At 38.2% G+C, this 24,682-nt stretch carries 18 protein-coding genes; 3 read left to right on the top strand and 15 right to left on the bottom strand.

What is annotated here, in order from left to right; translation table 11 throughout:
• Positions 1 to 38 precede the first annotated feature (38 nt).
• The 12 genes from ACFFIX_RS04785 to ACFFIX_RS04730 form a co-directional block, all read right to left on the bottom strand.
• Positions 39 to 1,232, bottom strand: a complete 1,194-nt coding sequence (locus ACFFIX_RS04785) for an ABC transporter permease (protein ID WP_378931051.1) — start codon at positions 1,230 to 1,232, stop codon at positions 39 to 41.
• Positions 1,219 to 1,920, bottom strand: a complete 702-nt coding sequence (locus ACFFIX_RS04780; protein WP_378931049.1) for an ABC transporter ATP-binding protein — start codon at positions 1,918 to 1,920, stop codon at positions 1,219 to 1,221. The genes ACFFIX_RS04785 and ACFFIX_RS04780 overlap by 14 nt, the downstream gene beginning before the upstream one ends.
• Positions 1,917 to 3,041 carry an efflux RND transporter periplasmic adaptor subunit gene (locus ACFFIX_RS04775; protein WP_378931047.1) on the bottom strand — a complete coding sequence of 375 codons (1,125 nt, stop codon included), beginning with the start codon at positions 3,039 to 3,041 and terminating at the stop codon, positions 1,917 to 1,919. The genes ACFFIX_RS04780 and ACFFIX_RS04775 overlap by 4 nt, the downstream gene beginning before the upstream one ends.
• The gene (gene yknW / locus ACFFIX_RS04770) at positions 3,041 to 3,718 is read right to left on the bottom strand and encodes a YknW family membrane protein (RefSeq protein WP_378931045.1); all 678 of its coding nucleotides are present in this window, start codon (positions 3,716 to 3,718) and stop codon (positions 3,041 to 3,043) included. Before yknW ends, ACFFIX_RS04775 begins: the two co-directional genes overlap by 1 nt.
• A 240-nt stretch (positions 3,719 to 3,958) precedes the next feature.
• A complete protein-coding gene (locus ACFFIX_RS04765; protein ID WP_378931043.1) occupies positions 3,959 to 5,269 on the bottom strand; it encodes a cytochrome P450 in 1,311 nt (436 codons plus the stop codon).
• 450 nt (positions 5,270 to 5,719) lie between these two features.
• On the bottom strand, positions 5,720 to 7,540 hold the full coding sequence (locus tag ACFFIX_RS04760) for an ABC transporter ATP-binding protein (RefSeq protein ID WP_378931041.1): 1,821 nt from the start codon (positions 7,538 to 7,540) through the stop codon (positions 5,720 to 5,722).
• Between the two features lie 9 nt (positions 7,541 to 7,549).
• Positions 7,550 to 9,304: an ABC transporter ATP-binding protein gene (locus ACFFIX_RS04755; protein ID WP_378931039.1), complete on the bottom strand. Its 1,755-nt coding sequence runs from the start codon at positions 9,302 to 9,304 to the stop codon at positions 7,550 to 7,552.
• A gap of 435 nt (positions 9,305 to 9,739) precedes the next feature.
• Positions 9,740 to 10,324 (bottom strand): GrpB family protein, encoded by a 585-nt coding sequence (locus tag ACFFIX_RS04750; RefSeq protein WP_378931037.1) that lies wholly within the window; start codon positions 10,322 to 10,324, stop codon positions 9,740 to 9,742.
• Between the two features lie 448 nt (positions 10,325 to 10,772).
• Positions 10,773 to 12,248, bottom strand: coding sequence for a protein adenylyltransferase SelO (locus ACFFIX_RS04745; RefSeq protein WP_378931194.1), 1,476 nt, complete (start codon positions 12,246 to 12,248; stop codon positions 10,773 to 10,775).
• A gap of 834 nt (positions 12,249 to 13,082) precedes the next feature.
• Positions 13,083 to 15,014 carry a fructose-specific PTS transporter subunit EIIC gene (locus tag ACFFIX_RS04740; RefSeq protein ID WP_378931034.1) on the bottom strand — a complete coding sequence of 644 codons (1,932 nt, stop codon included), beginning with the start codon at positions 15,012 to 15,014 and terminating at the stop codon, positions 13,083 to 13,085.
• 142 nt (positions 15,015 to 15,156) lie between these two features.
• Entirely contained in the window at positions 15,157 to 17,106 is a 1,950-nt protein-coding gene (locus tag ACFFIX_RS04735; protein ID WP_378931192.1) for a BglG family transcription antiterminator, read from the bottom strand.
• A 93-nt stretch (positions 17,107 to 17,199) separates the two neighbouring features.
• Complete coding sequence (locus tag ACFFIX_RS04730) at positions 17,200 to 17,358, bottom strand: hypothetical protein (RefSeq protein WP_378931032.1); 159 nt, start codon at positions 17,356 to 17,358, stop codon at positions 17,200 to 17,202.
• A 195-nt stretch (positions 17,359 to 17,553) separates the two neighbouring features.
• Between ACFFIX_RS04730 and ACFFIX_RS04725 the strand changes: the two genes are divergently transcribed.
• The gene (locus tag ACFFIX_RS04725) at positions 17,554 to 19,602 is read left to right on the top strand and encodes a molybdopterin oxidoreductase family protein (RefSeq protein ID WP_378931030.1); all 2,049 of its coding nucleotides are present in this window, start codon (positions 17,554 to 17,556) and stop codon (positions 19,600 to 19,602) included.
• Positions 19,603 to 19,726: 124 nt separating this feature from the next.
• On the opposite strand, the gene ACFFIX_RS04720 is transcribed toward ACFFIX_RS04725, so the two are convergent.
• Positions 19,727 to 20,263, bottom strand: a complete 537-nt coding sequence (locus ACFFIX_RS04720) for a DinB family protein (RefSeq protein ID WP_378931028.1) — start codon at positions 20,261 to 20,263, stop codon at positions 19,727 to 19,729.
• Between the two features lie 11 nt (positions 20,264 to 20,274).
• Positions 20,275 to 21,525, bottom strand: coding sequence for an AraC family transcriptional regulator (locus ACFFIX_RS04715; protein ID WP_378931026.1), 1,251 nt, complete (start codon positions 21,523 to 21,525; stop codon positions 20,275 to 20,277).
• Positions 21,526 to 21,734: 209 nt separating this feature from the next.
• On the opposite strand from ACFFIX_RS04715, the gene ACFFIX_RS04710 reads away from it, so the two are divergent.
• Together ACFFIX_RS04710 and ACFFIX_RS04705 are read left to right on the top strand one after the other, a co-directional pair.
• Positions 21,735 to 22,100: a hypothetical protein gene (locus ACFFIX_RS04710; protein WP_378931024.1), complete on the top strand. Its 366-nt coding sequence runs from the start codon at positions 21,735 to 21,737 to the stop codon at positions 22,098 to 22,100.
• On the top strand, positions 22,097 to 23,665 hold the full coding sequence (locus ACFFIX_RS04705; RefSeq protein WP_378931189.1) for a sodium/solute symporter: 1,569 nt from the start codon (positions 22,097 to 22,099) through the stop codon (positions 23,663 to 23,665). The genes ACFFIX_RS04710 and ACFFIX_RS04705 overlap by 4 nt, the downstream gene beginning before the upstream one ends.
• Positions 23,666 to 23,753: 88 nt before the next feature.
• Here the strand turns inward: ACFFIX_RS04705 and ACFFIX_RS04700 are convergent, their stop codons facing one another.
• Entirely contained in the window at positions 23,754 to 24,647 is an 894-nt protein-coding gene (locus tag ACFFIX_RS04700; RefSeq protein WP_378931187.1) for an AEC family transporter, read from the bottom strand.
• Positions 24,648 to 24,682: the final 35 nt, after the last annotated feature.

The following is a 24,682-nucleotide window of genomic DNA, read 5'->3' as shown; positions in this document are numbered from 1 at the left end:
CCAAACCGTTTCTATGGTTTAGTCCCTAATATTCAAATTTACTCGTAACGTAATGAGTCAATCGGATTTAATCGTGCAGCTTTATTAGCAGGAAGCATACCAAAAACGATGCCAATGATCATCGAGAATAGCAATCCACCTATGACAACTTGCCATGAAACTAGCGATGGCCAGCCTGCAAAGAACGATACAACTGTCGCTGCCACAGCTCCTAGGATGATCCCAATAATTCCTCCAATTAATGTCAGTGTCACTGATTCAATGAGAAACTGTGTTAAAATTTGACGTTTTGTTGCCCCTAGTGCTTTACGAATTCCGATTTCTCTTGTTCGCTCTGTTACAGATACAAGCATAATATTCATAACACCAATTCCGCCAACGATAAGAGAAATACCTGCAATTGAACTGATAATCAGCGTCATAATTGTTGTGATTTGTCCAATTCCTTCTGCCATTTCTTCAAAATTAAAAACTTGATAGGAATCATCTGTATTATGTAACGTGTTTAATGATGCTGTCGCTTTATCCCCAGCTTCCTTCATTTCGTCAGCACTAGTTGCTTGAAGTGTAACTTGGTTGTAGTCGTTTTTCCCAAAGGTTGCTCGGTACGTGTTCCAGGGTAGATATACTTCCATCGTACCGAATGCAAACAAGCCTGATGGTTTTTCGAGAACTCCGATAATTTCTATTGGCTGTCCTCCAACCCAAACGACCTCACCTATAGGGCTTTGTTCTTTAAACATTTCTTCTTTCATTTCAAAACTTATTAATCCAACACGATTACCACTTATGAAATCCGCTTCCATAAAACTTCTTCCGGAATCAATTGCTAACTTATTCACCTCAACATACGCTTGATTAATTCCAGTGATACTTGTATCCAATGATTCTTCTTTATAGCGTGTTGCCATATACTCAGAGCTTGTTGCTACAACCTTTTCCACCTCGGGAATTTCACTTAATGCACGAATATCATCCCCGGTGAAGGTGGCGTTCATATAGGCATTAGGATTCGAGCTTAATTCTTCTTCACTTGGTTCGTAATATACTTCAATCGTGTTCCCTGGTCCTGTAATGGATGTTTTTAGCAACTGTTCGCCACCTTGACCGATAGCTACAACGACTATGACCGAAGCAACACCAATGATAATCCCAAGCATCGTTAAGATGGAGCGCATTTTATGGGCCAGAACAGATGTAAGTGCCATGCGCAAATTTTCAAAGGTGCTCATGTTGCTCTTCCCTCCGCCCATCTTGACCCGACATGATTAGTCCATCTCGAACCATGATGATACGTTTTGCGTACTCAGCAACTTCGGGTTCGTGTGTAACTAAAATAACGGTTGTTCCTTCTTTATTTAAAGACGTGAATTGTTCCATAATCGAAACACTCGTTTTTGTGTCTAACGCACCAGTTGGTTCATCTGCAAGAATCAATTTTGGATTATTTACAATAGATCGTGCTATCGCTACACGCTGCTTTTGTCCTCCAGAAAGTTCATTAGGAAGATGATTCATCCGATCACCAAGCCCTACTTTCTCCAGGGCTTGTTTTGCTCGTTCTTCTCGCTCTTTTTTTCCGACTCCTGCATAAACCATTGGGAGCTCGACATTTCTCAATGCACTCAGTCTTGGAAGGAGTTGAAACTGTTGAAAAACAAAACCTATCGAAAGATTCCGCACCTTTGCAAGCTCATCATCTTTGTACATTGATACATCTTCGGATCCAAGCAAATATGACCCTATTGTCGGACTATCTAAACAGCCAATTAAATTCATTAATGTTGACTTCCCGGAACCTGATGGGCCCATAATGGCAACAAACTCACCTTGCTGAATTTCTAGTGTAATGTCCTTCAAGACGTCGAGTGTTTCTTGACCGATTTTGTAGCTTTTGGTAATCCCGGTAAGCTGAATCATTTCACGGTCACTTCCGTCCCATCCTGAAGGTCGTTTGTTGGATTTGTAATCACCGTATCTTCCTTTTTAAGCCCCTCATTCACTTCCATTAATTCATCACTTGTTACGCCAACTTTAACGACCTTTCGAGACGCTTTTCCATCTTCTACAGTAAAGACAAAGTATTCTTCACCATCTTGTTTTACGGCGCCAACAGGTATTGTTGGAACAGTTCTTTTATCTCTTTCAATCTCCATAATTAACTTAAATCCAGGTTTAGCTTCAATACCTTTTCCGTCAATTGCTACCTCAATTGGATATTCTATGGCTGTATCTTCCACGCCCATTGCTGCCTGATCCTGTTGTGGAAGAAGTCCAACCATCGTTATCTTCCCTTTCCACTCTTTATCAGGTACAACGTCGGAACGAAGAACAACAGTTTGTGCTTCTTTTACCTTTAAAGAATCGTATTCAGATATGACAGCTTCGACTAATAGCTGATCCACATTTCCGATATGTAGAAGTGGACTTCCCGCCTGGTTTATATTTGTAGCAGCTTCCTCGTTAACGGCTAAAACCGTTCCAGCTGTTTCACTTTTCACTTCAAGATTTGCTAATTGCTTTTCAATTGTTTCCTTTTGAAGTAGTAGTTGTCTCAGTTCGATATCGGCCATTTTTTGTTCAACCTTTAGCTGATCTCTTTCTGCATCAATTGTTTTAGCCGCTTCTTTTTTCCCGACCTGCTCTTCTAAATCATCTTCTTTATCTTCCATGTCTGCTAGTTGATTTTTAACTTGGTTGATTCTCAGATAACTAGATTCTATTGATAAGGCATTTTGTTCTTTTTCGAGTACCATTTGCTCGTTTTCATAACGGATCAGCGGAGTGCCCTCTTTAATAGAGTCCCCTTTTTCGACAAGCAGTTCCGCAATTGTCCCTTTTTCAGGTTCATGGTAGACAAATTCCTGATTAGCTAATTCAAGAGTTCCAGGCACCATGACATTTCCGGTGATCTCTCGCTCTTCAATACTTACTGTTTTGACTGTTAGTTCTTCTTTGCTCATTGCTTTGAAGACGTTAGCTCCGATGAAAATCGTGAGGATACTAACGACTGTTATTGAAATCCAAATCTTTTTTTTCATTAGAATTGTGACATCCCTTCAAGTGCTCCACCTGCTGCTGCCATAATACATGCCAAAACAAAGAAGATAATAGCAATTATAATTGAGGCTGGTTTTGATAGTTGTGCAACTTTGTGAAGCCCCATGCCGATTAAGACATAGCCCCAAATACTGAAAACCTCAATCGTGTTTAAAAAGCCACCAAGTGCACCTTCTGCTCCTACTAAGCTATTAAGGCCAGTAACGAAGTAAACAGAATCACTTCCCAAAGACAAATTAATAATTGCATTTAAAAGTTGGCCAATTGTTGTGATAAATGTTGTGAAAATCGTAAGAGAAAACAGTTGCTTAAACGTCGCTTCAGATCCTGCAATTTTTATAATTGCAAGCAGTATTAACGAATAGATGAGAAAGCCGACGGGTATGAAGATCAAACTACCGATTCCTGCAAGTAGCATAGTAAACATTTGTGCCGTCTGTGCCTCTGCCCCAGATAATCCTAGGTCCTCTAATGCCGCATCACCCATACCTGTTGCAACTAATAAACCAGTGATTACTCCTATTACGGTAACAATAATCAATGGCAACCAAATGGTCGGCCTTTCTCTCATTCTGTCAAACTGTAAGGTTGGGCTTAAAAACATCCCGATTAAAGATGGTTTTGCTGTTGTTTCTGTTGTATGGTTTGTATTTTTCATAACCAAATACCTCCAATTTTTATATGTAATACCAGTATTACGAATTGTATTTAAAATAGTTTCATAAAATGCTAATTTTTAATTAGAAATAATTTCCCCTCATAATGTTTATCGACTAGATCTATCTATAAATTTAATTAGAAAGCTATGAGATAAAAAAAGTGTTCGGCATGCACAAAATCCAAGAAATAGTATTTGACATAGTACGCTAAACAATGAAAAAAACAGATAACCACATCGTTATCTGCTGTTTGCAACCATATTCAATCCCCCCTTCACTCTCAATGAAACAAGGGGGACAAGCTCGATATCTTGAGGTTCAACCAATCTAAATCGGTATTTCTGTCCAATTGTAGCAAGGATCAGAATAGCTTCCATCATTGCGAAGTTACTCCCAATACAAGCACGGGGTCCTCCACTAAATGGAAAATAGGAAAAAGTAGGTGGGGAGGGATGATCCATAAAACGTTCTGGCAAGAACTTTTCGGCTTCGTCAAAATAAGGCGGCTTTCGGTGGATCGCAAAAGGGCTAATCATAAACGTCGTTTTCCGCGGATACGTATCCCCTCCAACCTCAACCTCTGACAAACTTTCTCTTAAAATGATCCATGCAGGTGGATAGAGGCGAATCGTTTCTTGAAAAATTGTTTCAGTGTATGGAAGGTCCCGAACATCCTCAAATGTTGGCTGTCTACCTCCGAGCTTATTCGTTAACTCTTCATGAAATTTCTCTTCAATCTCAGGATGCTTTGCTAACAAATACCACGCCCATGTTAAAGCAGTGGCTGTTGTTTCATGCCCAGCTAGTAGCATTGTTACTAATTGATCACGAATTTCCTCCTCTGGGAGCGATTCCCCGTTTTCATATGTAGTAGCAAGAAGCATATGAAGTAACGTATCCTTTGTTGCACCTGTTTTCTTTTGATCGGATATAAGTTGATAGATAAACTCATTTATCTTTTCATTGGATTGATGATGTTTGCGATTTCCAGGTGTGGGAAACTTGAATGGAATTGGCAAAGGTGAAAAGAGAGTTTTTGCTGCTTGATAAATGATGGTATCAACTGACTCGGCAATTTCAGCTTTTTTCTCCCCAACTTCTTTTCCAAACATCGTAACCGTGATGATTTCTAGTGTAAGCTCCATCATCCGTTGACTCATATTAAATTCTTTTTCAACCTGAAAATCAGTTGCATTCGCTTTTTGGACAATTTTATTTGCATAGTGTAGGAGATGCTCTTTATAAAATGCAGGTCGTATCATTTTCTGCTGCCTGCGGTGTGTTTCACCTTCAGACGTTAGCAGTCCATTCCCTACAGTTCGAGAAAGAATTGAAGCTGCCCTGCCCTTTTCAAAATACTTATCTTTTGTCACTAGAATTTCTTTAATTAAATCTGGTGCACTTACGACATAGGTTGGATATTTTTTACTTGCTTCAATTGAAACCATGTCTCCGAGTTTAGAGGCATGCAGAAGAAAACTTAAAGGATCTCGCTGAAACCATAAAAAATTTGAAATTCTCGAGCCATCGATTGCGGTTATTCGTGTCATAAAACTCCCCCGTATTTCTCAGTTACCTCTTATCTTATACCATCGTTTCCTCTTTCCTCGAGTATTAATCGGCTAACAGCGATTAAACAGTTTATAATCTTATTAATCTCGACGTTTTTCACAAAATATAGGTAAAAGTCTGGGGTATTATAGACGAATCGTTTATTTTTTATGAAAAAGTGCTCGTTTAGCTGATCATCTCCAATCTAATTTACCGATACTCACTTTCTAGTAGCAAATTCGCAAATCATATGAGCGACTCCGCCACTTCTATAAGCGATCTTTACATTTCTATGTGCCAAATTTTCACTTCTATAAGCTGAATTTACTATTCTATAAGCCAATTCGAGCGTTCTATAAGCCAGTCGACAAAAATCAGCAAAATTCTAATCATTAGAATGATCTCTAATCAAAAATAACCGATCCCATTGAGAGACCGGCATCTACTATTTAACCTACATCCAGCATTCTAAACTGTGCTTTTACCAGCTCATAATAAATCCCTTTGCTCTCCATAAGCTCGGCGTGATTTCCCTGTTCCATAATATTACCGTGGTCGAGAACGATAATTTTATCGGCCTCTCGAATCGTTGAAAGACGGTGAGCAATCATGATTGCTGTTCGACCTTTCAACAGCTCTTTTAAGGCCTGTTGAATTTTCATTTCAGACTCTGTATCAATACTTGCGGTTGCTTCATCTAAAATGAGAATTCTTGGATTGGCTAGCAACGCCCTTGCGAAAGACAATAATTGACGTTCTCCAACTGATAAAATGTTTCCACGTTCTTCTACTTCTGTTTCATACCCATTTGAAAGCTCTAAAATAAACTCATGAGCACCAACTGCTTTGGCAGCAGAGATGATTTCATCGTTCGTTGCATCCGGTCGTCCGAAACGGATATTTTCCATAATTGTTCCTGAAAAAATAAACGTATCTTGCAGTACTACACTAATTTGTGCACGCAAGCTTTCGATTGAAAGGTCCTTAATCGGATGATGATCGATTTTCACGACTCCGCCTGTCGCATCGTAAAATCGACTGATCAAGTTCGCAATAGTTGTTTTCCCAGAACCCGTATGACCAACAAGAGCCACAGTTTGACCTGCTTCAATTCCAAATGATACACCGTTTAAAGCAATGCGAGTTGTATCATATGAAAACTCTACATTCTCAAAATCAATCTTCCCTTTCATATCATCAAGTATAACGGCATTTTCTGCTTGCGATACGATCGGCTTTTCATCTAAGAATTCAAAAATTCGTTCTGATGAAGCCATTCCCATCAACAATTGGTTGTACACTTGACCTAGCCTGGAAATCGGCTCCCAGAACATTCCTAAATAAAAGGCAAATGAAACGAATACACCGATTGTTATCGTATCGTTTGCAATTAAACTTGCTCCATACCAAATCAGAATTGCTGTTCCAACCGCATTTGTCATTTCAACGAAAGGTCTAAACATTGCATTCTTTTGGGTAGCATCGCGCCAGCTTTCAAAGGTCTCCGTGTTCACTCCATCAAAAAAGTCAATGTTTTCCTTCTCCTGCGTAAACGATTGTGTCACGCGAATTCCTTGAATCGACTCGTTTAAGTGAGAATTGAGTTTTGATTGCTTTAAGCGAACCATTTGCCAAGAACGGCGAATTTTTTTCCGTAGACTTGTTGAAATAAAAAACATCACTGGCAAGATAACCATGATCGCAATCGTTAATTCTGGACTTAGAGTGAATAGAATAATGAAAACTCCGATTAACAGTAAAAAATCCATTAATAGATTAATAACACCGCTCGTAAAGAGCTCTTGTAGCGAGTTAATATCGTTCATTATCCTCACAAGGATTGATCCTGCCGAACGTTGATCAAAAAAACGATGTGACAATGATTGTACATGTGTGAACAAATGCTGTCTTAAGTCATAAATAACATTCTGTCCTAACATATTCATCCAGCGAATTCGAAAGGTGTTTGCCAGGTAGGATAAAAAATATAACCCTGCAATTGACAAGACTAAGATCGTTAATAGATCCATATCTTTGTTTGCAATGGCATAATCCAATGTGTATACACCAATTAAGATTGGCACGACGAGTCTAACGATCGTTCCAATAATCACCGTTAAAAAAGAAAGTGGCAACAGCGTTTTTGAATATGGCTTTAAGTAACTAAATAATCGGCCCATTTGTCGCCAGTTAAAAGGCTTTTCGATGACTTGATCCGCTGAATAGTAAAACCTACTTCGAATCAGATTTTTCTTTTGACTTTCTTTCATCCTTTTCACCTACCCCGCACTTGACTGCAATACTGCTTGATGATCTTTGTATTGTATGTCATAAATTCGTTTATAAGGTCCCTCTTTTAGTACTAATTCATCATGTGTTCCTCGTTCAACTACTTTTCCGTTCTCAAGAACGATGATTTCATCGGCGTGCTTTAAAGAAGAAATGCGGTGTGCAATAATAAACGTCGTTCGACCCTTCATCACTTCTTTTAGATCTTTTTGAATATGGAACTCCGTATCCATATCCACAGCACTCGTTGAGTCATCGAGAATTAAAATGCTAGGGTTTACACAAATCGCACGTGCAATTGCAATTCGCTGCTTTTGCCCACCAGATAGCCCCATTCCACGCTCACCAAGCATCGTGTCGTACCCATCTGGTAGCTCGATAATAAATTCATGTGCTTGTGCTCTTTTTGCTGCATCAATGATTTCTTCCATCGTTGCCTCAGGTCGCCCATATGATATATTAGACTTAATCGTCGTTGAAAATAAAAAGGACTCCTGTAAAACAACTCCGATACTTAATCGTAACGTTTTCAGTGAATAGTCCTCAATTTTGCGACCATCAATTAAAACCTCACCCTTTGTTGGCTCATAAAACCTTGTCATTAACTGTGTTAGACTTGTTTTACCTGAGCCAGTTGCACCAATTAACCCGATTGTTTTTCCAGTTGGTGCATCAAAAGAAATATCCTCTAGCGCCGTTGAGTCTTCTTCATTGTACTTCAGCGAAACGTCTTTAAACGTGACATGTCCGTTCAGCTTACTTATCGAAACTGTTTGATTTGCATCTGTAATTTCTTCATCAGCCTCTAGTATTTCAAGTAATCGTTCCCCTGAAGCTTTAGCTTGAGAAAATAAGTTAATCACAAATCCTAAGTTCATGATTGGCCACATAATGTACCAAACTAAGCTGAAGAATGCGACAAGTTCCCCTGGCTGTACATCTCCATTCATAACCAGAAAGCCACCATAGGAAAGCAGTGCAACCACACATATATTTCCGATGAATTCCATGAGCGGAAAGAACTTTGCCCATACATCCGAAGTTTCTAAATATCTTTGCTTATAGTCATCATTCGAAGCATTAAATTTAGAAATTTCAAACCCTTCACGTGATAGTGATTTCACTGTATGAATTCCGCTTATGTTTTCTTGAACATTTGTGTTTAGTTTTCCAAAGGACTTGCGAATTCCACGGAAAGCTGGATGGACTCGTTTGTCGAAGCGGTACACAACAATCGCTAGGAAAGGCAGTGCAGCAATCGTGACAAATGTTAAGGGCACAGAGTAGTAGAACATAACGCAAAGACTGATCGCAATTAGTAAAAAGAAGCGAATAAGTTCTGCGATTCCAAACGATAAGAAAAAACGAAATCCTTCTACATCTGCCGTTAATCTTGACATTAAATCTCCTGTTTTCGCATTATCATAATAGCGGAATGGGAGGCGCTGTAATTTTTCATATAATTCGTTTCTGAGGCGATAAACAGACTTAATCCCAAACATATCACCTAAGTACTGTTGAAAATAAGTGGTAAACCCTTTAATGGTCATAATCGCGATAAACCCTAACGCCACCCAGGGTACATATTCGAATTGCTCATCCAAGATAATATCATCAATTGTAATCTGTAAAACGACTGGATACGTAACCGTAATGGCCGTTACAACGAGCATGAATAACAATGACCATAAAAACTCATTTTTATATGGCCAATAAAAATCTTTCAGTTTTTTAAATGTCTCCACATTTTCCCCTCCTTTTACCCCTTTACCTTGATGTGACATGAAAATATTTACAAGGTAGTTACTAATATATCGAGTTTCGAAATAAAATTCTAGTCATTTATCGCAATTTTTAAAAATTTACTACTAATTAATTAATTTCACCTACTTCCATAGGATGAGGTTTATGAGACTACAGGCTGAGACGGATATGTTTCACCAATGATTATCCTATTTGTGAGATAGAAAAAATATTCTTTATAAGTGTTTTATTTATCCTGAAAATTGCTAGTAAAGCAAAAATTCCATCAGAAAAAGCTTAGCAGTCACTAAGCTTTTCATGTAACCATATTTTCAGTTTTTTATTTAATCATTGTGCTTCAAAAATGGCGTGAAGTTCTTTAGGTGGTTCTCTGTATGCCAATATCTATAATTCACTTTTCATCTACTACACTTTCTTTAGGTATGAGTTCGCTTATTTTCTTTGGCTTTTTTTAATATTGTTTGTATGCATCCTGTTTTCGCTTCAGCATATTCATTTCCGTTTTCCCAAGTTTCTGTGGAAAGTTGTTTTTTTACTTTTTCATATTCAAGACGATCTTCTGGATTTTCACGGAGATGATCTCGAAACAGAAGATGATCCTCCCACCATTGACTTTGAATCGGTACAACATGGAGGTGTGATGTTCTGTATTCGTGAGGTATTTCAACGTTGTTCAGTTTGGTCATTTCTTTCGGAAATTGATGAATGTACTCCTCTTTTAGACCAACAAAAAAACGCCGAAACGGCAGTTCTTCATTGTAAATTTCTTTATAAACATATGGCTGAGGTTTTAATAATTCTACAACTGATTCTAACTCATGTTCAGTGTGTACACCGATCATAATGTCGATAATTGGTTTAGCTGCTAAGTTTTCAACAGACGTGCTTCCAACATGCTCTATTTCGGGGCTCAAATTCTTTAAGGCATCTAATAAGGATAATTTTTCTTGTTGAAATTGTATTTTCCAGTCAGGGTTATGTGCAGTTAATAAAATTTCCATCTGATCTCTTCCCTTCTACAGTTTCAAAGAATCGTCTCTAGCAAATTCAAGCCATTTAAATTGAAATTTCTTTATCTCTTTTAACCTGATTATATTCCCCTCATATTTTCTTTGTCCACTCTAGATCTGCTGGTAAAGTATTTTGAATGTACTTCTGGAGCATAGGAAGTAAAAAAAGCGAATTCCTACTATACCGAGGAATCCGCTTTTCACATTAAGTAAAAACTTCTTAACAATTAGCCTTTTCAAGACACGTTATTTTTAAAAAGTATGATTAAAAAGTAAGGTAGTCCGTTAATTTTCTGTATTAGTACTAATTTGACATGTGTATTAGAGAAATCCCTCCAAATTCATCAACTTAATTCATTCTACTATCCAAAAACGGCTTTTTATTAAAGTTAGTCTAAAAGGTGGATACGTAGAAAGTGCCCTCCCTACTACTTCTAAATCATGTACCGCAAAAAGTTCGGTAAGGACGGGTTGATTGCGCAGGCAGCGTAGAGTAATCAGCCTGTTCGGGGGAGTGCGCGTAGGGGCTTGATAGAACATTAAGAAGCCGCTCCATCACGCTGTAGTCTCCCTGTTTCACTGCTGCTTCTAGTGCGGCTTCTACCTGGTGGTTCCGAGGGATTAGCGCAGGATTACTGCTTTGCATTAACTGATGCGAAGAGTCTTTCGATTCCTGCTGCCTGCCTAGTCTCGCTTGCCACAGCTCATGCCACTGACTAAATTCTGGGGTCCCAAACAGGACCGTATCCTCATGTCTTTCAAAAGTTAATGCGCGGAAGGTATTGGTATAGTCCACACGATACTTCTGCATCATACTGAGAAGGTTTTCAATAAGAGATTCATCCTGTACCTCTTCGTTAAATATTCCTAGTTTTGCTCTCATTCCTGCGAGCCAATTACTGTGATACAACTCAGTAAAATCTGAAATCGCATTCTGGGCGAGTTTAACAGCCTGCTCCTGATCGTCATGCAGCAGTGGCAATAGGGTTTCAGCAAATCGCGCAAGATTCCACCCGGCAATAGGCGGCTGATTGCCATAGGCATAGCGGCCTTGGGTGTCAATGGAACTGAATACCGTTGCCGGGTCATAGGTATCCATGAAGGCACAAGGACCATAGTCAATGGTTTCTCCACTAATAGTCATGTTGTCGGTGTTCATCACCCCGTGAATAAAGCCAACCAGTTGCCATTTGGCAATCAACGCAGCCTGACGCTTGATCACTTCCTGAAGTAGCGAAAGATATCGGCTCTCATCAGCGTCAACGTCTGGGTAATGACGCTCTATTGTATAGTCAGCAAGGACCTGGAGATTCTCAACTGTGCCCCATTGAGAAACGTATTGAAAGGTTCCGACCCGCAGATGACTAGCAGCCACACGGGTCAGAATTGCACCAGGTAGGTCAGTCTCGCGGATTACCGATTCACCTGTTGTCACCACTGCTAGACTACGTGTGGTGGGAATTCCAAGCGCATGCATTGCTTCGCTGATGATGTATTCGCGCAGCATCGGCCCAAGTGATGCTCGACCGTCGCCCCCACGGGAGTATGGCGTTCTACCTGGACCCTTGAGCTGAATATCACCCCGCTCACCTAGGGGCGTTATCTGTTCGCCTAGCAGCACCGCTCGGCCGTCCCCTAACATGTTGAAATGTCCGAATTGATGCCCTGCGTAAGCTTGAGCAAGCGGCAAAGCGCCTTCAGGAATCCGGTTGCCAGCAAGCACCGCTACACCATCTTCGCTTTGCAGCGACTGGACGTTCAACCCCAGGGATTTTGCCAACGGAAAATTGAGAATGATCAACTTCGGTGAACGTACAGGGGTTGGGTTGAGGCTAGTAAAAAATGATTTCGGCAGACGGGCATAACTGTTGTCTAAGTTCCATCCTGTTTCTATTATTTCTTCTCTCTTTGTCATCATATCTCCTTTTCTTCTTTTGTCTTTTTGTATCCTAGTTTTTTCTTTTACATAAAACAAAAATCATAGGCATTCTATGACTAATAATACGAGTACTTACTTACTTACTTACTTACTTAGTTTATCTTTTCCTTTTAGATAATTCTTACACATTTCATTTTAAAAAGATAAGAAAGTATAAGTTTTTTGTACTTAGTTTTTGTTTTGCGCTTTTCTTATTTTTCATTCCCCTCTTTTACCCATCTATCTATTATAGTCGACCTTTCTAAATTATTCTTAAATCGCAGTATATCAGTTTTATGTCTGATGTACGTTGTGTCTTTGTATGAATAAGTGCGTCGGAGCTGGATTCAGAAACGCATACTGAGTTTAAAATTCATATAAATTCTGATGGCATGAAGAAAGAACACTAGTTTACAGGTCCTCTTATTTCCTACTATTAAAATGTCTTTTTAATGATCCAATTAAAGTTGATTACCGTTCATTAATGCTATTCTATCATTCTATTATTGTAATCATAGATGATTGTATGCAACTCGCTATTGTAGATAAAGTTGTTCATTAGTTATTATAAGTTTCCATTTGATTACAGAAAGAAATTTCTCTTTCAATTTAATAGGAATTTATTACTATTAGATAAGGCTGGTAAATCAGGAAATATAAAAAAACTGAAGGAAATTCCACTCTCTTGCTTAATGGTTAAACCCTGGAATCCTTCAAATGCATGAAATATAAGTTTGCTCACCAAAATACCCAAGGAGTTTTTGCTCTCAAAGTAAAGCAAGAATTTTAGCCCTTTTTTCCATTTGTGATGGGAAAAAGGGCTCTCCTTTCTTATTCAATCGATTCTAATAGCTGAAATGCTTCCTCTTTTGTTTTAATAGCTAATAATTGTTCTCTATAGATTTCATCCATCAGTTTACGAGAAAGCATTTGAAGGATTTTCAAATGTTCATTCCCATCACTATCTTTAGGAACAGCAATCATGAAAATCAGCTTCGCATCTGTACCATCAAGGCTTTTCCAGTCTACCCCACCTTTTTTAAGCCCAAAAACGACGCTAGGTTTTTTTACGGCTATTGATTTTCCGTGAGGGATAGCAATGTTCATACCAATTCCTGTTGAGCTTTCTTGTTCTCGGTTTAGTATTGACTGCTTGAATTCTGATGTTGAACTTAATGCTCCAGCATCATCTAATTTTTGTATCATTTCATCAATAACATCATCACGTGTTGATCCACTTAAGTTTATGTCTATTAGCTCTAAACTGGTAATATCTGTTATTTTTTTAATTTCTGCATTAGCTGTTTTGATTACCTCTTTTTGATGTGTTTTTTGAGGTACCTCTTGCATTTCTTGAACTTCTGTTGTTTCAGGGATATCGGATTTTTGAACATCTCTTTTTAAGATATTAACTAAAAGGGCTGTTACAAGCGCACCTGCAATAACGGCGATAAAGAACATTACAACATTATCCACAGCTCCAAGTACGGCAACGATCGGTCCTCCATGTGCAACTTTATCTCCAACATGTCCAAGCATCGCGATAACTGAACCAGTCATAGATCCGGCCATAATACTAGGAATGACACGAAGTGGATCTTGAGCTGCAAACGGGATTGCCCCTTCTGTGATTCCGAATAACCCCATTGTAAATGACGCTTTTCCAGCTTCTCTTTCTGCCGGTTGGAATTTTCTCTTACCTAAGAACGTAGCAAGTCCCATTCCAATAGGTGGAATACAGATTGCAACTGCAATTGGACCCATGATTTCATAGTTTCCTTCAGCAATCATTGAAGACCCGAAAAGGAAGGCAACTTTATTTACAGGACCGCCCATATCAAAGGAAATCATTGCACCTAAAATCAATGCTAAAAGGATCGAACTTGTACCTTGCATACTTGCTAACCATGCTGTTAATGATTCGAAAACTTGTGCAACAGGTGCTCCAAGAATATAAACAAATATGAGTCCGACAATAAGTGACGCAAATACTGGAATGATGATAATTGGCATAATAGGCTGAATGGCTTTTGGTACTTTTAGTTTTTTAATACCTAAGGCTACATACCCTGCCAAGAAACCTGCGATAATACCTCCGATAAAGCCTGCACCAGCTTCACTTCCGTAAAAACTGCCATTTGCTGCAATATATCCGCCAATCATACCAGGAGCTAAACCAGGTCTATCTGCAATACTAACTGCAATGAACCCTGCCAGGATTGGAATCATGAATGTAAATGAGGCTCCACCGAGTTTTTCGATTGTTTTCCAGAATGAATCATCCGGAATCACCAAACCTCCAGGAGTCTTTTCTCCTCCTATTGTTAATGCAATCGCAATCAATAACCCACCAATCACTATGAATGGAATCATATAAGAAACACCATTCATTAAATGTCGGTAAATTGGGTTTTGTTTTTTTGTATTACTATTTTCTATAGAATTTGATGATTGGTACACAGGTACGTCACCGCTTACTTTATTAATTAATTCTTCAGGCTTACGAATCCCTTCCTGAACACCAACAACTAACACCTTTTTGCCGATAAATCGATCTTTATTGACTGTTTTATCAGCTGCAATGATAATGCCGTCCGCTTCACGAATATCCTTCTCAGTAAATTCATTTTCTACCCCGATCGAGCCTTGGGTTTCAACTTTCATTTGAACTCCCAACTTGTTTGCCGCTTTTTGAAGATTTTCTGCAGCCATATAAGTATGAGCAATCCCGTTTGGACAGGATGTTATCGCTAATATCTTCATTTCTAATCCTCCTAAATTAATATCGCAATCGCTTACATACACACTATACCGCGAAATAATAAGGATAAAAGTTTAAGTTTTTACCGCAGTTTCCGGAAATATTGTTTTTTATCCTTGATAGGAAAAAACAATGAGAATTATGCTACCTTTTATCATGCAAACAAGATAAAAAGTTCATTTTGTCTTTTTCTTTAATGAGAGATTGAATGAAAGCAGGATGTTCGCTTATAAAGGATAATTCACCAAATAGTTGTCTTGTCTCTACATGCTCATCATTTTTAATTGCGAGCATAAATACGAGTGTTACTTTCTCTGATCCCCATTTAATTGGTTTTTTTAAAGTAGCAATTGCAATCGCTGACTGCTTGATCAGTTTGGGGGTTCCGTGTGGAATAGCAATGCCTGCACCAATAGTTGTCGATGACATTATTTCCCTATTAATAGCACTATGTGCATATTCTTTTTCCACATACCCTTTTTCATACAAGGAGTTAGCAAGCATTTCGATTAATTCATAACGATGTTCTGTATCTTGCTGTAAAAAAACTAAAAAAGGAGTCGTATATTTCAAAAGAACAGATTCTTTTAATTCATGATGAACAGGTTCTTCAACCTGTTTGATAAAATGGTTCAATTTCTTTTCTTCTGTTGCATCTAACAAAGGGGAAATTACAAGATATGGAATCTTTAGTTCAGGCAGATCGATAGTAGATATCACAAGATCGACATCATATTTTGATAAATAATCTTTTAAGTCTGCCTTGGCTATGCAACCCGTGATATGAATGGAAGACAACTTTCGCTCAATTTTAGTTTTTAATAACTGAGACATACCAATTCCCATATGGCAGACGATGACTGCATTTTTCACTTTTTCTCTATTACTTCTGAGCCGTTCGATTGATGCTTGAAAATGTAATGTGACATAGGCTGCTTCTTCTTCTGGAATTGAGAGAGCGAAAGTCTGATTAATTTCTTCTAATACGTGTATGACCATATCAAACATATAAGGATACATTTTTTTAATATCATTTAGCATCGGATTCGATACGGTAAGTCCGTAATTAAGGCGATTCAAAGTTGTATACAAATGAATCTTTAGCCCGCTTAACAAGGTTTGATCCTTTGTGAATTCAATCATATGTAACTCGGTCATTCGATTTACTAACAGGTGCACTAGCATTGAAAGCAAAGGGCTATTTTCATAAAAATCATTGTCTCTTTCGTTTCTTTGTTGATAACGAATGTTACCTCCTAATATATGTAGAGCTAAATAAGTGATTTCTTCTTCTGGAAAATGTAATGCAAAAACAGGTTCCAGCTTTTTAAGAAATTCAGAAGTCCATCCATATTCTTTCTTACCTTGGAGAAGGTATCTTTCTTTTTCTGAGATGGAAATAGGCTGTTTAAGTTTCATCCGCTTAATCATCAGGAGTATATGTATGATCAAACTTTCAAATGTTTCATCTGTAAAATATAATGAGTGCTGATTTTGCAGCTCTTTCATTCCAATCTTTACTGCTTCAACTTCATGAGATGAAAATTGTTCTTTTATAAATTGATTATCGGCTGTCAAATTGTCGGTCAACTGATATAATCGGGAAAATGCTGTTCGTTTATTTTTTTCAGTTCCTATTATTGTTAGACCGACTCTTTGCTTAGAAACTAATGTTAAGTTCAAAACCTTTAGCCATTCTTCGATTTTGTCCAAGTCTTTTTTGATAACCGCTTTATTCACAAAATACTGTAAAGCAAAATCCTGAACTGTTACTGGTTTTACGGACATTAAAAGCTGATAAGCTATTTGGAGAACCCTTTCTTTAGATTCATGTATGACTGGATTGTTTGCTAGGTGCAGCTGATTAAATAAGGTTGTCTTGTCTAGCTCTTCGATATCTAAGTATACGCCTAACCCTGGCTTTCGAATTAAGTCAGCATTTGAATGTTCTTTAATATACTCTTCAATTGCCTTAAAATCATTGCGAATGGTTTTTTCGGAACAATCAACTCTTTCTGCAATATCCTGGACTAACAAATGCTGATCTGATTGAGTTAATAAAATATGTAATATTTCTTGTTGTCTTGCGTTAATTTGGTTCACCTTCTTATCTATGGAACAATTCTATAATCATTATATTGTGGATTTAACACTGTTTTTTATACGACAAATCTGCTGCTGAGAACCTTACATCATAACACTTCCTTTAAATATACGCTGAAAATGGTAAGCGGAATACGTGGAGACTTTTGCTAACTTTTCAAGTGGCAGTGATTCATTTAAATTCTCTTCAATATATTCCAACACTTTATTGATTTGTTTTTGTTGTTCATTTCCGTAAATCACTATTTATGCCCCTTAAGGTAAATTTTGCACAAGTTTACTTCTGTTGCTAAGTTTATCCTTAGTCCTTTTTAGTATCAACACTCTTTGATGCTTTTTTTACGATCTACCGCTTGGGAAATTCCACGTCTTTCACCTACCCCTTCTCGATAAATTATGCGACAATTAAAATAATACATAAATAAAAGGAGATGTTTTATGGCTTCCTACGTTAACCAACCTGATGGCGTCTTCCCATCCGTGTGCTCTCTTGATTGTCCAGATCAGTGCGGATTACTTTTACATAAAAAAGACGGTAATATAATAAAAGTCGAGGGAGATCCAAACCATCCCGTTACAAAGGGGAATATTTGCAATAAAGTCCGCAACATGACTGAGAGACTTTACGATCCAAAACGCCTGCAATATCCCCTAAAACGAGTAGGTGCTAAAGGTGCAGGAAAGTTTGAACGAATTACCTGGGATGAAGCGATTGAAACAACTACCTTTCATTGGAAGAAGTTCATCAAGTCTCATGGACCCGAAAGTATCCTTCCCTATAGTTTTTATGGAAATATGGGAATTTTAAATGCAGAAAGTATGGATCGACGTTTTTTTCACCAATTAGGTGCTAGTAGGCTCGATCGAACAATTTGTAACTCGGCTGGCTCTGCAGGATACAAATATACGATGGGTGGCAGCTTAGGCATTGATCCCGAAGATACCATTTACTCGAAGTTAATTATCTTATGGGGAATCAATGCTGTTAGTACAAATATGCACCAAATTACTCTCGCTCAAAAAGCGCGTAAAAACGGGGCAAAGATCGTAGTAATTGATGTACATAAAAATCAAACAGGTAGACTTGCAGACTGGTTTATTCCTATTTTGCCAGGAACAGATAGTGCACTTGCTCTTGGTATGATGCATATTTTGTTCGCTGAAAATTTAGTAGACAATGAATTTCTGAAGCAATATACGGTCGGTCATGAGGAATTAAAAGCGCATGTTAGTCAATATGATCCCTACACCGTTTCTAAAATTACCGGTGTATCCATCGACGATCTTTACAAGCTTGCAAGAATGTTTGGTGAAACATCTCCTGCCTTCATTCGGATAGGAAATGGTTTGCAGCATCATGATAATGGCGGAATGTGCATTCGAACCATCGCATGTCTTCCTGCTCTTACAGGTCAATGGCTCGTAAAAGGTGGCGGTGCGATTAAAGGCAATTCAGGCTATTTAGCACATAATTCGTTTGCTTTACAACGTCCTGATTTGCTGCAAACCAAAGATACACGATTGATTAACATGAATTTGATTGGAGACGCTCTTCTCAATCTTGATCCACCAATAAAGTCTCTTTTTGTCTACAATAGTAATCCTGCTGTCGTTGCACCTGAGACTAATAAAGTGCAACGTGGACTTGCTAGAGATGATCTATTTACTGTTGTCCATGATCTATTTTTAACCGAAACTGCGCGCTTCGCAGACATCATTCTACCTGCGACCTCATCCTATGAAAACACTGATTTTTATACGTCTTATTGGCATCACTATTTACAAATTCAACAGCCGGTTATTGAGCCATTTGGTGAATCAAAATCAAATGTAGATGTTTTTAAATTACTAGCTAGTGCGATGGAATTTGAGAATCCACTGTTTCAAGAGACTGAAGAGGAAATGATTCGTCAAGCGTTAAAACATCCAAGTAATTCTTATTTAAGAGAAATCACTTATGAAAAAGTAGTCGAAAAACATTATGTCAAAGCAGAATCCACTACTCTGTTTCCTGGTAAACTTCCAACACCTAGCGGGAAAATAGAGCTTTATTCTCAAAAAATGAAGGATGATGGTTACCCATCACTTCCAACTTATACTCCGCTGCTAGACGACGGTGAATTTCCATTCTTATTCGTACCTGGCCCTAATCACAATTTTTTAAATTCTACATTTTCCACGAATGACAAACATATTTCTTTAGAAAAAAATCCTAAGCTTCATATGAATGTTTCAGATGCAGAGATGCTAGGGATTGAAGATGGTGTAATGGTGCGAATTTGGAATGCACGTGGAGAATGTGAACTTGTCGTATCAGTAGGAGAAAATGTGCTACCAGGCGTGGTTGTAAGTCAAGGTTTATGGGCCGATTTAAAAGGCACTAAACAGCTTGTCAACACGTTAACTCCAGATCGAATTGCCGATATGGGCGGGGGCGCAACCTTTTTCTCAGGTCGTGTAGCAGTAGAGAAAATTTCAATAAAATGATTCGTACACTTTAAACGGGCTATGCTTCATAAAACGAAAACACCTATGAAACTACAAAAAAGCAAGCGAATTCCAGAACGAATTCCCTTGCTTTTTTTACGTGCTTCTAGTTTTAAAAATCGCTTTAGCTATTTGGATATTCCTTAGCCCCTATATATCTATCCTTTATAATCTGACGATGGTGAAGTTCATGACCTGCAATTATAGTTGCAAGCGCACGGACAGTTACTTCTGAGTTGTTTGCCAACCCTCGTCGTACCAACGCTTCATCTGTTAGATTCTTAATTAAATGTAACGTTGACTGACGGACAACTACCAAATTCTGAAGTAGGTCATTTATGGACTGTTTGTCAAACAAAGCATTAGTGACATACTGATTGTCATTATAACCAGGCAGTGAAACGGTTTCTCCTCGTGCGATGGCCAATAGACGATACCCCATAATTCGTTCAGTATCTGCAATATGACCCACTACTTCCTTTATACTCCACTTTTCTGATGCGTACTTAAAAAGAGCTTGAGCGTCTGAAATGTCCTTAACTAAACTCAGTGTCTCTTCAACTTGTTGACTTAAAATAATTGTTAATTCCCCTTCTGGTACCAAGTTCACATATGTTTGATAGTATGACGCGTACTCATTTTTTTCTGGTCTTGTCTGCATCTCTCTTCTCCTTAATCAAAAATAATTTCCTCTGTAGCGCGGTACTCTCTCGGTGAGATTCCCACGTATTTCTTAAATGTACCGCTAAAATAATTAGGTGTATTAAAGCCGAGCTCTTCAGCAATTTGCTCGATTGTGTAATCCGTGTTCCGCAAAAGCCATACTGCTCGTTGTAATCGTACAAATGTCACATATTCAACAAAACTTCGACCTGTTTCACTTTTAAAGCGTTTACAAAAATAGGAAACACTGAAGTTTATATGATCTGCGACTTGCTTGATTGTCAGTTCATCCTGACAGCGTTCAGAAATATATTTCGTACATTTGTTCATTTGTTGATCAATTGTTATTTCTTCAAAATAGCGAAGCGTAATTTTGTCTGTTGGTGGAGTCCGCCTTGCTTTTCTTGCTTCAAGATAAGAATCCGAGAGCTTTATAGGTTGCCTATACACTGATCCCACACCGATATATAAGTAAATTCCAAAGTTCTCTTGTAAAACAGTAATAACTTCTAAGAGTTTCGCTTCTCCTTCTGTCCAATGGGTAAGGGATACATAGCCTGTAGGGACTTGGATTAGCATAACCATATGTTTTCGATAATTGATAAATGAGAGTACATGTCCGAGTTCTGAAAAATGCTGCTTAAATATGTCTTGAATGATGATAGGAGCTTTCCCAAACTCTACTTCAGAAGTAGTCTGTTTCTTAACGAATCCTTGAATAAATAGAACAACGTTTGGAACAGCATACATGGGTAGAAATGTTCCTGCTTGGGATAATTCTTCTTCAGATTTCAACTCAGCTTGTACTAATTTTCTTAAAATAGATTCATGAAAAAAACTTGACTCTTTTCTTCCTTCACGTAAACCGGTTCGGTGATCGTTCATTTCATTCATATCCACGCTGATTTCGTTTAAAGAGTTCGTTTTCTGTTTATGTAAGACACCCTTCATGCTTCTAAGGAAGATACTTTTCTTTACAGGTTTAACGATGAGAGATTGCAACTTCAATTCAAATGCAAGAGGTGAGGTAGATAGCATTGAATGATCTAGCAGTGGAATGACGAGACAATCTTTATTTCGTTTTTTCAAACGGGAAATTTTTAACCAATCAAAAAGATGACTTATTTCGATAATAGCTACATTGGGATAGTTTTTTCCTTCTTCAACAATCAAGCACTGTTCATCGAACTCTTCTTGCATCCAAATCAAGAGCTTTTCCTTTTCTTTCTTCTCTTCAACGATTATTGTAACGTTGAACAAGGTTTAGCCCCCTTTTTCGCAAGCAATCTTATCTATAATTATATTATAAAATTAGAAAATAATAAATTTTTGTAAATTTCAGATAATATTTTGTAAGGCATTGATTTTTCCAATGAGATACAATCAATTGAAATAGGGCTTGCCCTGTGATTAGGGGGGATAAAGATCATTTAAATCGTGTAAATACTAGAGTAAAGGGGAGAAATAGGATGGCTGGAGATTTTAAAGAGTATGATTACGTTAAAGCAAGTACAATTGATGTTCGTGATCTTGAACCGCTAGATTCTGATACGAGCACAATCATGAAAAGCGAATTCGGAACTGGGTTTAAACTCACTCTCTTTTATTTTGCATTCATTTTTACGATTCCAGTATTAAATTGGTTCGCAGGTGGGTTTATGTTTTCTAACTTTTACGGCGGAATGACGTTTGCATGGTTTTTAACAGGAATTGTTTCAATGGCGATGGCTTTTATTATTGCCTTTATTCATACAACTCTCTATGAAATGCGTATAAAAAAATATGATGCGAAAACGTCGGTATCCCAACCCTCTAATGACAGGAGTGTGACATAATGGCTGCTTTATTTGAACCAAAAATGTTGTTAACCATTTTGTTAATGGGAACGATTGTTTTTATTACGTACTTAACAAAAAGAAATGCAACGGCTTCTGACTTTTTTGTTGGAGGACGTAGCTTTGGATGGTTTACAAACGGATCCGCGATTGGTGGAGATTACTTAAGTGCTGCCACATTTTTAGGAATTGCAGGTTTAACGTTTCAGCTAGGGTATGACGGTGCTTATTACGCTTTTTGTTTTTCAATCGGTTTAACGCTTTTAGCTATTTTTGTTGCCGGTCCTCTTCGCCGCTTCGGAGCATTTACAGTTGCCGATTTTCTGGGCTATCGTTTTCATAGTAAACGGGCAAGGCTTGCGGCAGTTGTTGTCGTGCTTGCGATTTCAGGCTTTTATGCTTCACCTCAACTTCTTGGTGCAGCCCAAATACTAAGCATGTTCTTTGGAACGAGCTATGAATTTGGAATTATCTTTACTTGCTCTGTGATGATTTTTTATGTAGGTGTTGGTGGAATGAAAGGAACCACTCTGAACCAAGCACTTGAATTATGGATTCGTCTTGGCGCCTTTACTTTAATGGTAGTAGCGGCCGTTTATGGTGGTTTGCACTATGATACAATCCTTGCATCTATTAGTCAGTTTAGTGGCACAATCACTGGCACTGCTGAGTTTGCACCAGATGGAAAAGACGTCGCTTTTGATGGTGAAACATGGCTTGGTACTGGAAATTATTTTCCATCGTTTTGGCAAACCATTTCGATGACAATCGGTCTTGCAATGGGGACAATTGGCTTACCGCACATTTTACTTCGTTTTTATACAAACCCAAGTGCAAAAGCTGCTAGAAAGTCAGCTCTTATGGCGATTGGAATTGCAAGCGTTTTCTTTTTCTTTGCTGTTTATCTTGGAACGGTTGGTCGTGCAATCTTCCTTGGAGGTAATGCGGATTCACAGGTAATGAATGACCTGGTTGCAGGTGGTAACAATATGGTCATTCCTTCTACAGCACAAGCTTTAGGTGGAGAATGGCTACTTGGTTTAGTTATAGCAGGTGCTTTCGCTGCCGTATTCTCAAACTTGTCTGGATTATTTATCGCAAGCTCAGGTGCACTTGCGCATGATTTATATGCAACATTTTTACGCAAAAATATTACCGAGAAAGAACGCGTTGTCGCAGGTAAAGTCGCAATCATTATCCTAGGTGTTCTATACGGTACTCTAGGTCTATTAGTAAAAGAGGCATCAATTGGTCACTTGGTTGCCCTCGCGTTCACGGTTGCAGCTAGTACGTTTACCCCAATCTTTATTTTAGGAATTTGGTGGCGTGGGATGACTGAAAAAGGAGCAATTGCAGGCTTAGTAATTGGTCTTTTAACATCCATGTATATGATTTTTTTCAAAACAACACTGCCTGATTTTTTACAGTTCAACGTCCCTGGTTTAATCACTGTACCAGTAGGTTTCCTATCTGTTTATATCGTTTCAAAGATTGATCGAAAAGTACCTGCTGACGTAAATGAATTTATGAAAAAAGTTCATTCAAAGGAATCTGAAGTAGTTTAATGTACAAAAGCGGAAACGCTATCCAAAGTATAAGAATTTTATAACTTCCTAAACAAAGGGAAAAGAGGGTGACTGGGCCACCCTCTTTTCAACCTAATAGCACCAATATGAAGGTAAGCGATACAGCACTGACCACAGTCGTCGCAAACGTAATACTCGATACAAGTGTTGGCAATGTATTAAATTGAATGGCATACATCGTAGTGGTCACCGCCGCTGGCATAGCAGCAGAAACGATTAGTACTTTTTGCAACAAAGGATCGAACGGGAAAAATAGCAGGATTAGCACCGTGAGAAGTGGTGATACCATCATTCGTACAACAACACCATAAATCAGTTTTTCTCGATCTACTAGCTTATCGATTTTTAAGTCTGCTAATTGCATACCCAAAACCAACATTGCGGCAGGAATTGCTGCATTAGCAACAAGATTCACAGCCGAGAGAACCCCTGTTGGAACGTTTACCCCCATCATATTAAAAAGAATACCTATTAAGAGCGTATAAGTTAATGGCATTTTAAACACAAATTTAATAGCGGCAACTACACCTTCAGCACCACGTGCAGCGTAATACACTCCGAAAAAATTCATGATCATTGACTGTAAGACCATAAAGGAAACGGAATAGGCGAAACCTACCTCACCATAAGCAAACAAAATAATCGGTGCGCCGTAGTTCCCCACGTTCATGAAAGCAGTTGATAAAATAAGTGCACTTTCCACATCCTTCGGGAACTTCCTAATCTTCACATACAGCTTATTAATTAGGATTAAAATCATTAACAACACGATTGCAAATACGGCCATTAGTAAATAGTTCAAATTTAATTCCACAGTATAAAAGGTTTGAAATACGAGTGCTGGCGTCAAAATATAAACCGTTAAAGTCGAAATTGACTTTATGTCCATCTTCCGCAATTTCTGGACAAGATAACCTGCGAAAAAAATACAAAATGTTGGGAGTATCACCCCAAAAAACATCGACATCTTCCTACCCTCTTTTCACTACCTGAGAT

This window comes from Metabacillus herbersteinensis, assembly GCF_042433335.1.
GTDB lineage: Bacteria > Bacillota > Bacilli > Bacillales > Bacillaceae > Metabacillus > Metabacillus herbersteinensis.
This window is presented reverse-complemented; position numbering and strand designations above follow the sequence as displayed.

Coding starts and splice junctions, on each gene's coding strand:
- ACFFIX_RS04785 (WP_378931051.1), bottom strand. CDS start 1,232: ATGAGCACCTTTGAAAATTTGCGCATGGCACTTACATCTGTTCTGGCC.
- ACFFIX_RS04780 (WP_378931049.1), bottom strand. CDS start 1,920: ATGATTCAGCTTACCGGGATTACCAAAAGCTACAAAATCGGTCAAGAA.
- ACFFIX_RS04775 (WP_378931047.1), bottom strand. CDS start 3,041: ATGAAAAAAAAGATTTGGATTTCAATAACAGTCGTTAGTATCCTCACG.
- yknW (WP_378931045.1), bottom strand. CDS start 3,718: ATGAAAAATACAAACCATACAACAGAAACAACAGCAAAACCATCTTTA.
- ACFFIX_RS04765 (WP_378931043.1), bottom strand. CDS start 5,269: ATGACACGAATAACCGCAATCGATGGCTCGAGAATTTCAAATTTTTTA.
- ACFFIX_RS04760 (WP_378931041.1), bottom strand. CDS start 7,540: ATGAAAGAAAGTCAAAAGAAAAATCTGATTCGAAGTAGGTTTTACTAT.
- ACFFIX_RS04750 (WP_378931037.1), bottom strand. CDS start 10,324: ATGGAAATTTTATTAACTGCACATAACCCTGACTGGAAAATACAATTT.
- ACFFIX_RS04745 (WP_378931194.1), bottom strand. CDS start 12,248: ATGACAAAGAGAGAAGAAATAATAGAAACAGGATGGAACTTAGACAAC.
- ACFFIX_RS04740 (WP_378931034.1), bottom strand. CDS start 15,014: ATGAAGATATTAGCGATAACATCCTGTCCAAACGGGATTGCTCATACT.
- ACFFIX_RS04725 (WP_378931030.1), top strand. CDS start 17,554: ATGGCTTCCTACGTTAACCAACCTGATGGCGTCTTCCCATCCGTGTGC.
- ACFFIX_RS04720 (WP_378931028.1), bottom strand. CDS start 20,263: ATGCAGACAAGACCAGAAAAAAATGAGTACGCGTCATACTATCAAACA.
- ACFFIX_RS04710 (WP_378931024.1), top strand. CDS start 21,735: ATGGCTGGAGATTTTAAAGAGTATGATTACGTTAAAGCAAGTACAATT.
- ACFFIX_RS04700 (WP_378931187.1), bottom strand. CDS start 24,647: ATGTTTTTTGGGGTGATACTCCCAACATTTTGTATTTTTTTCGCAGGT.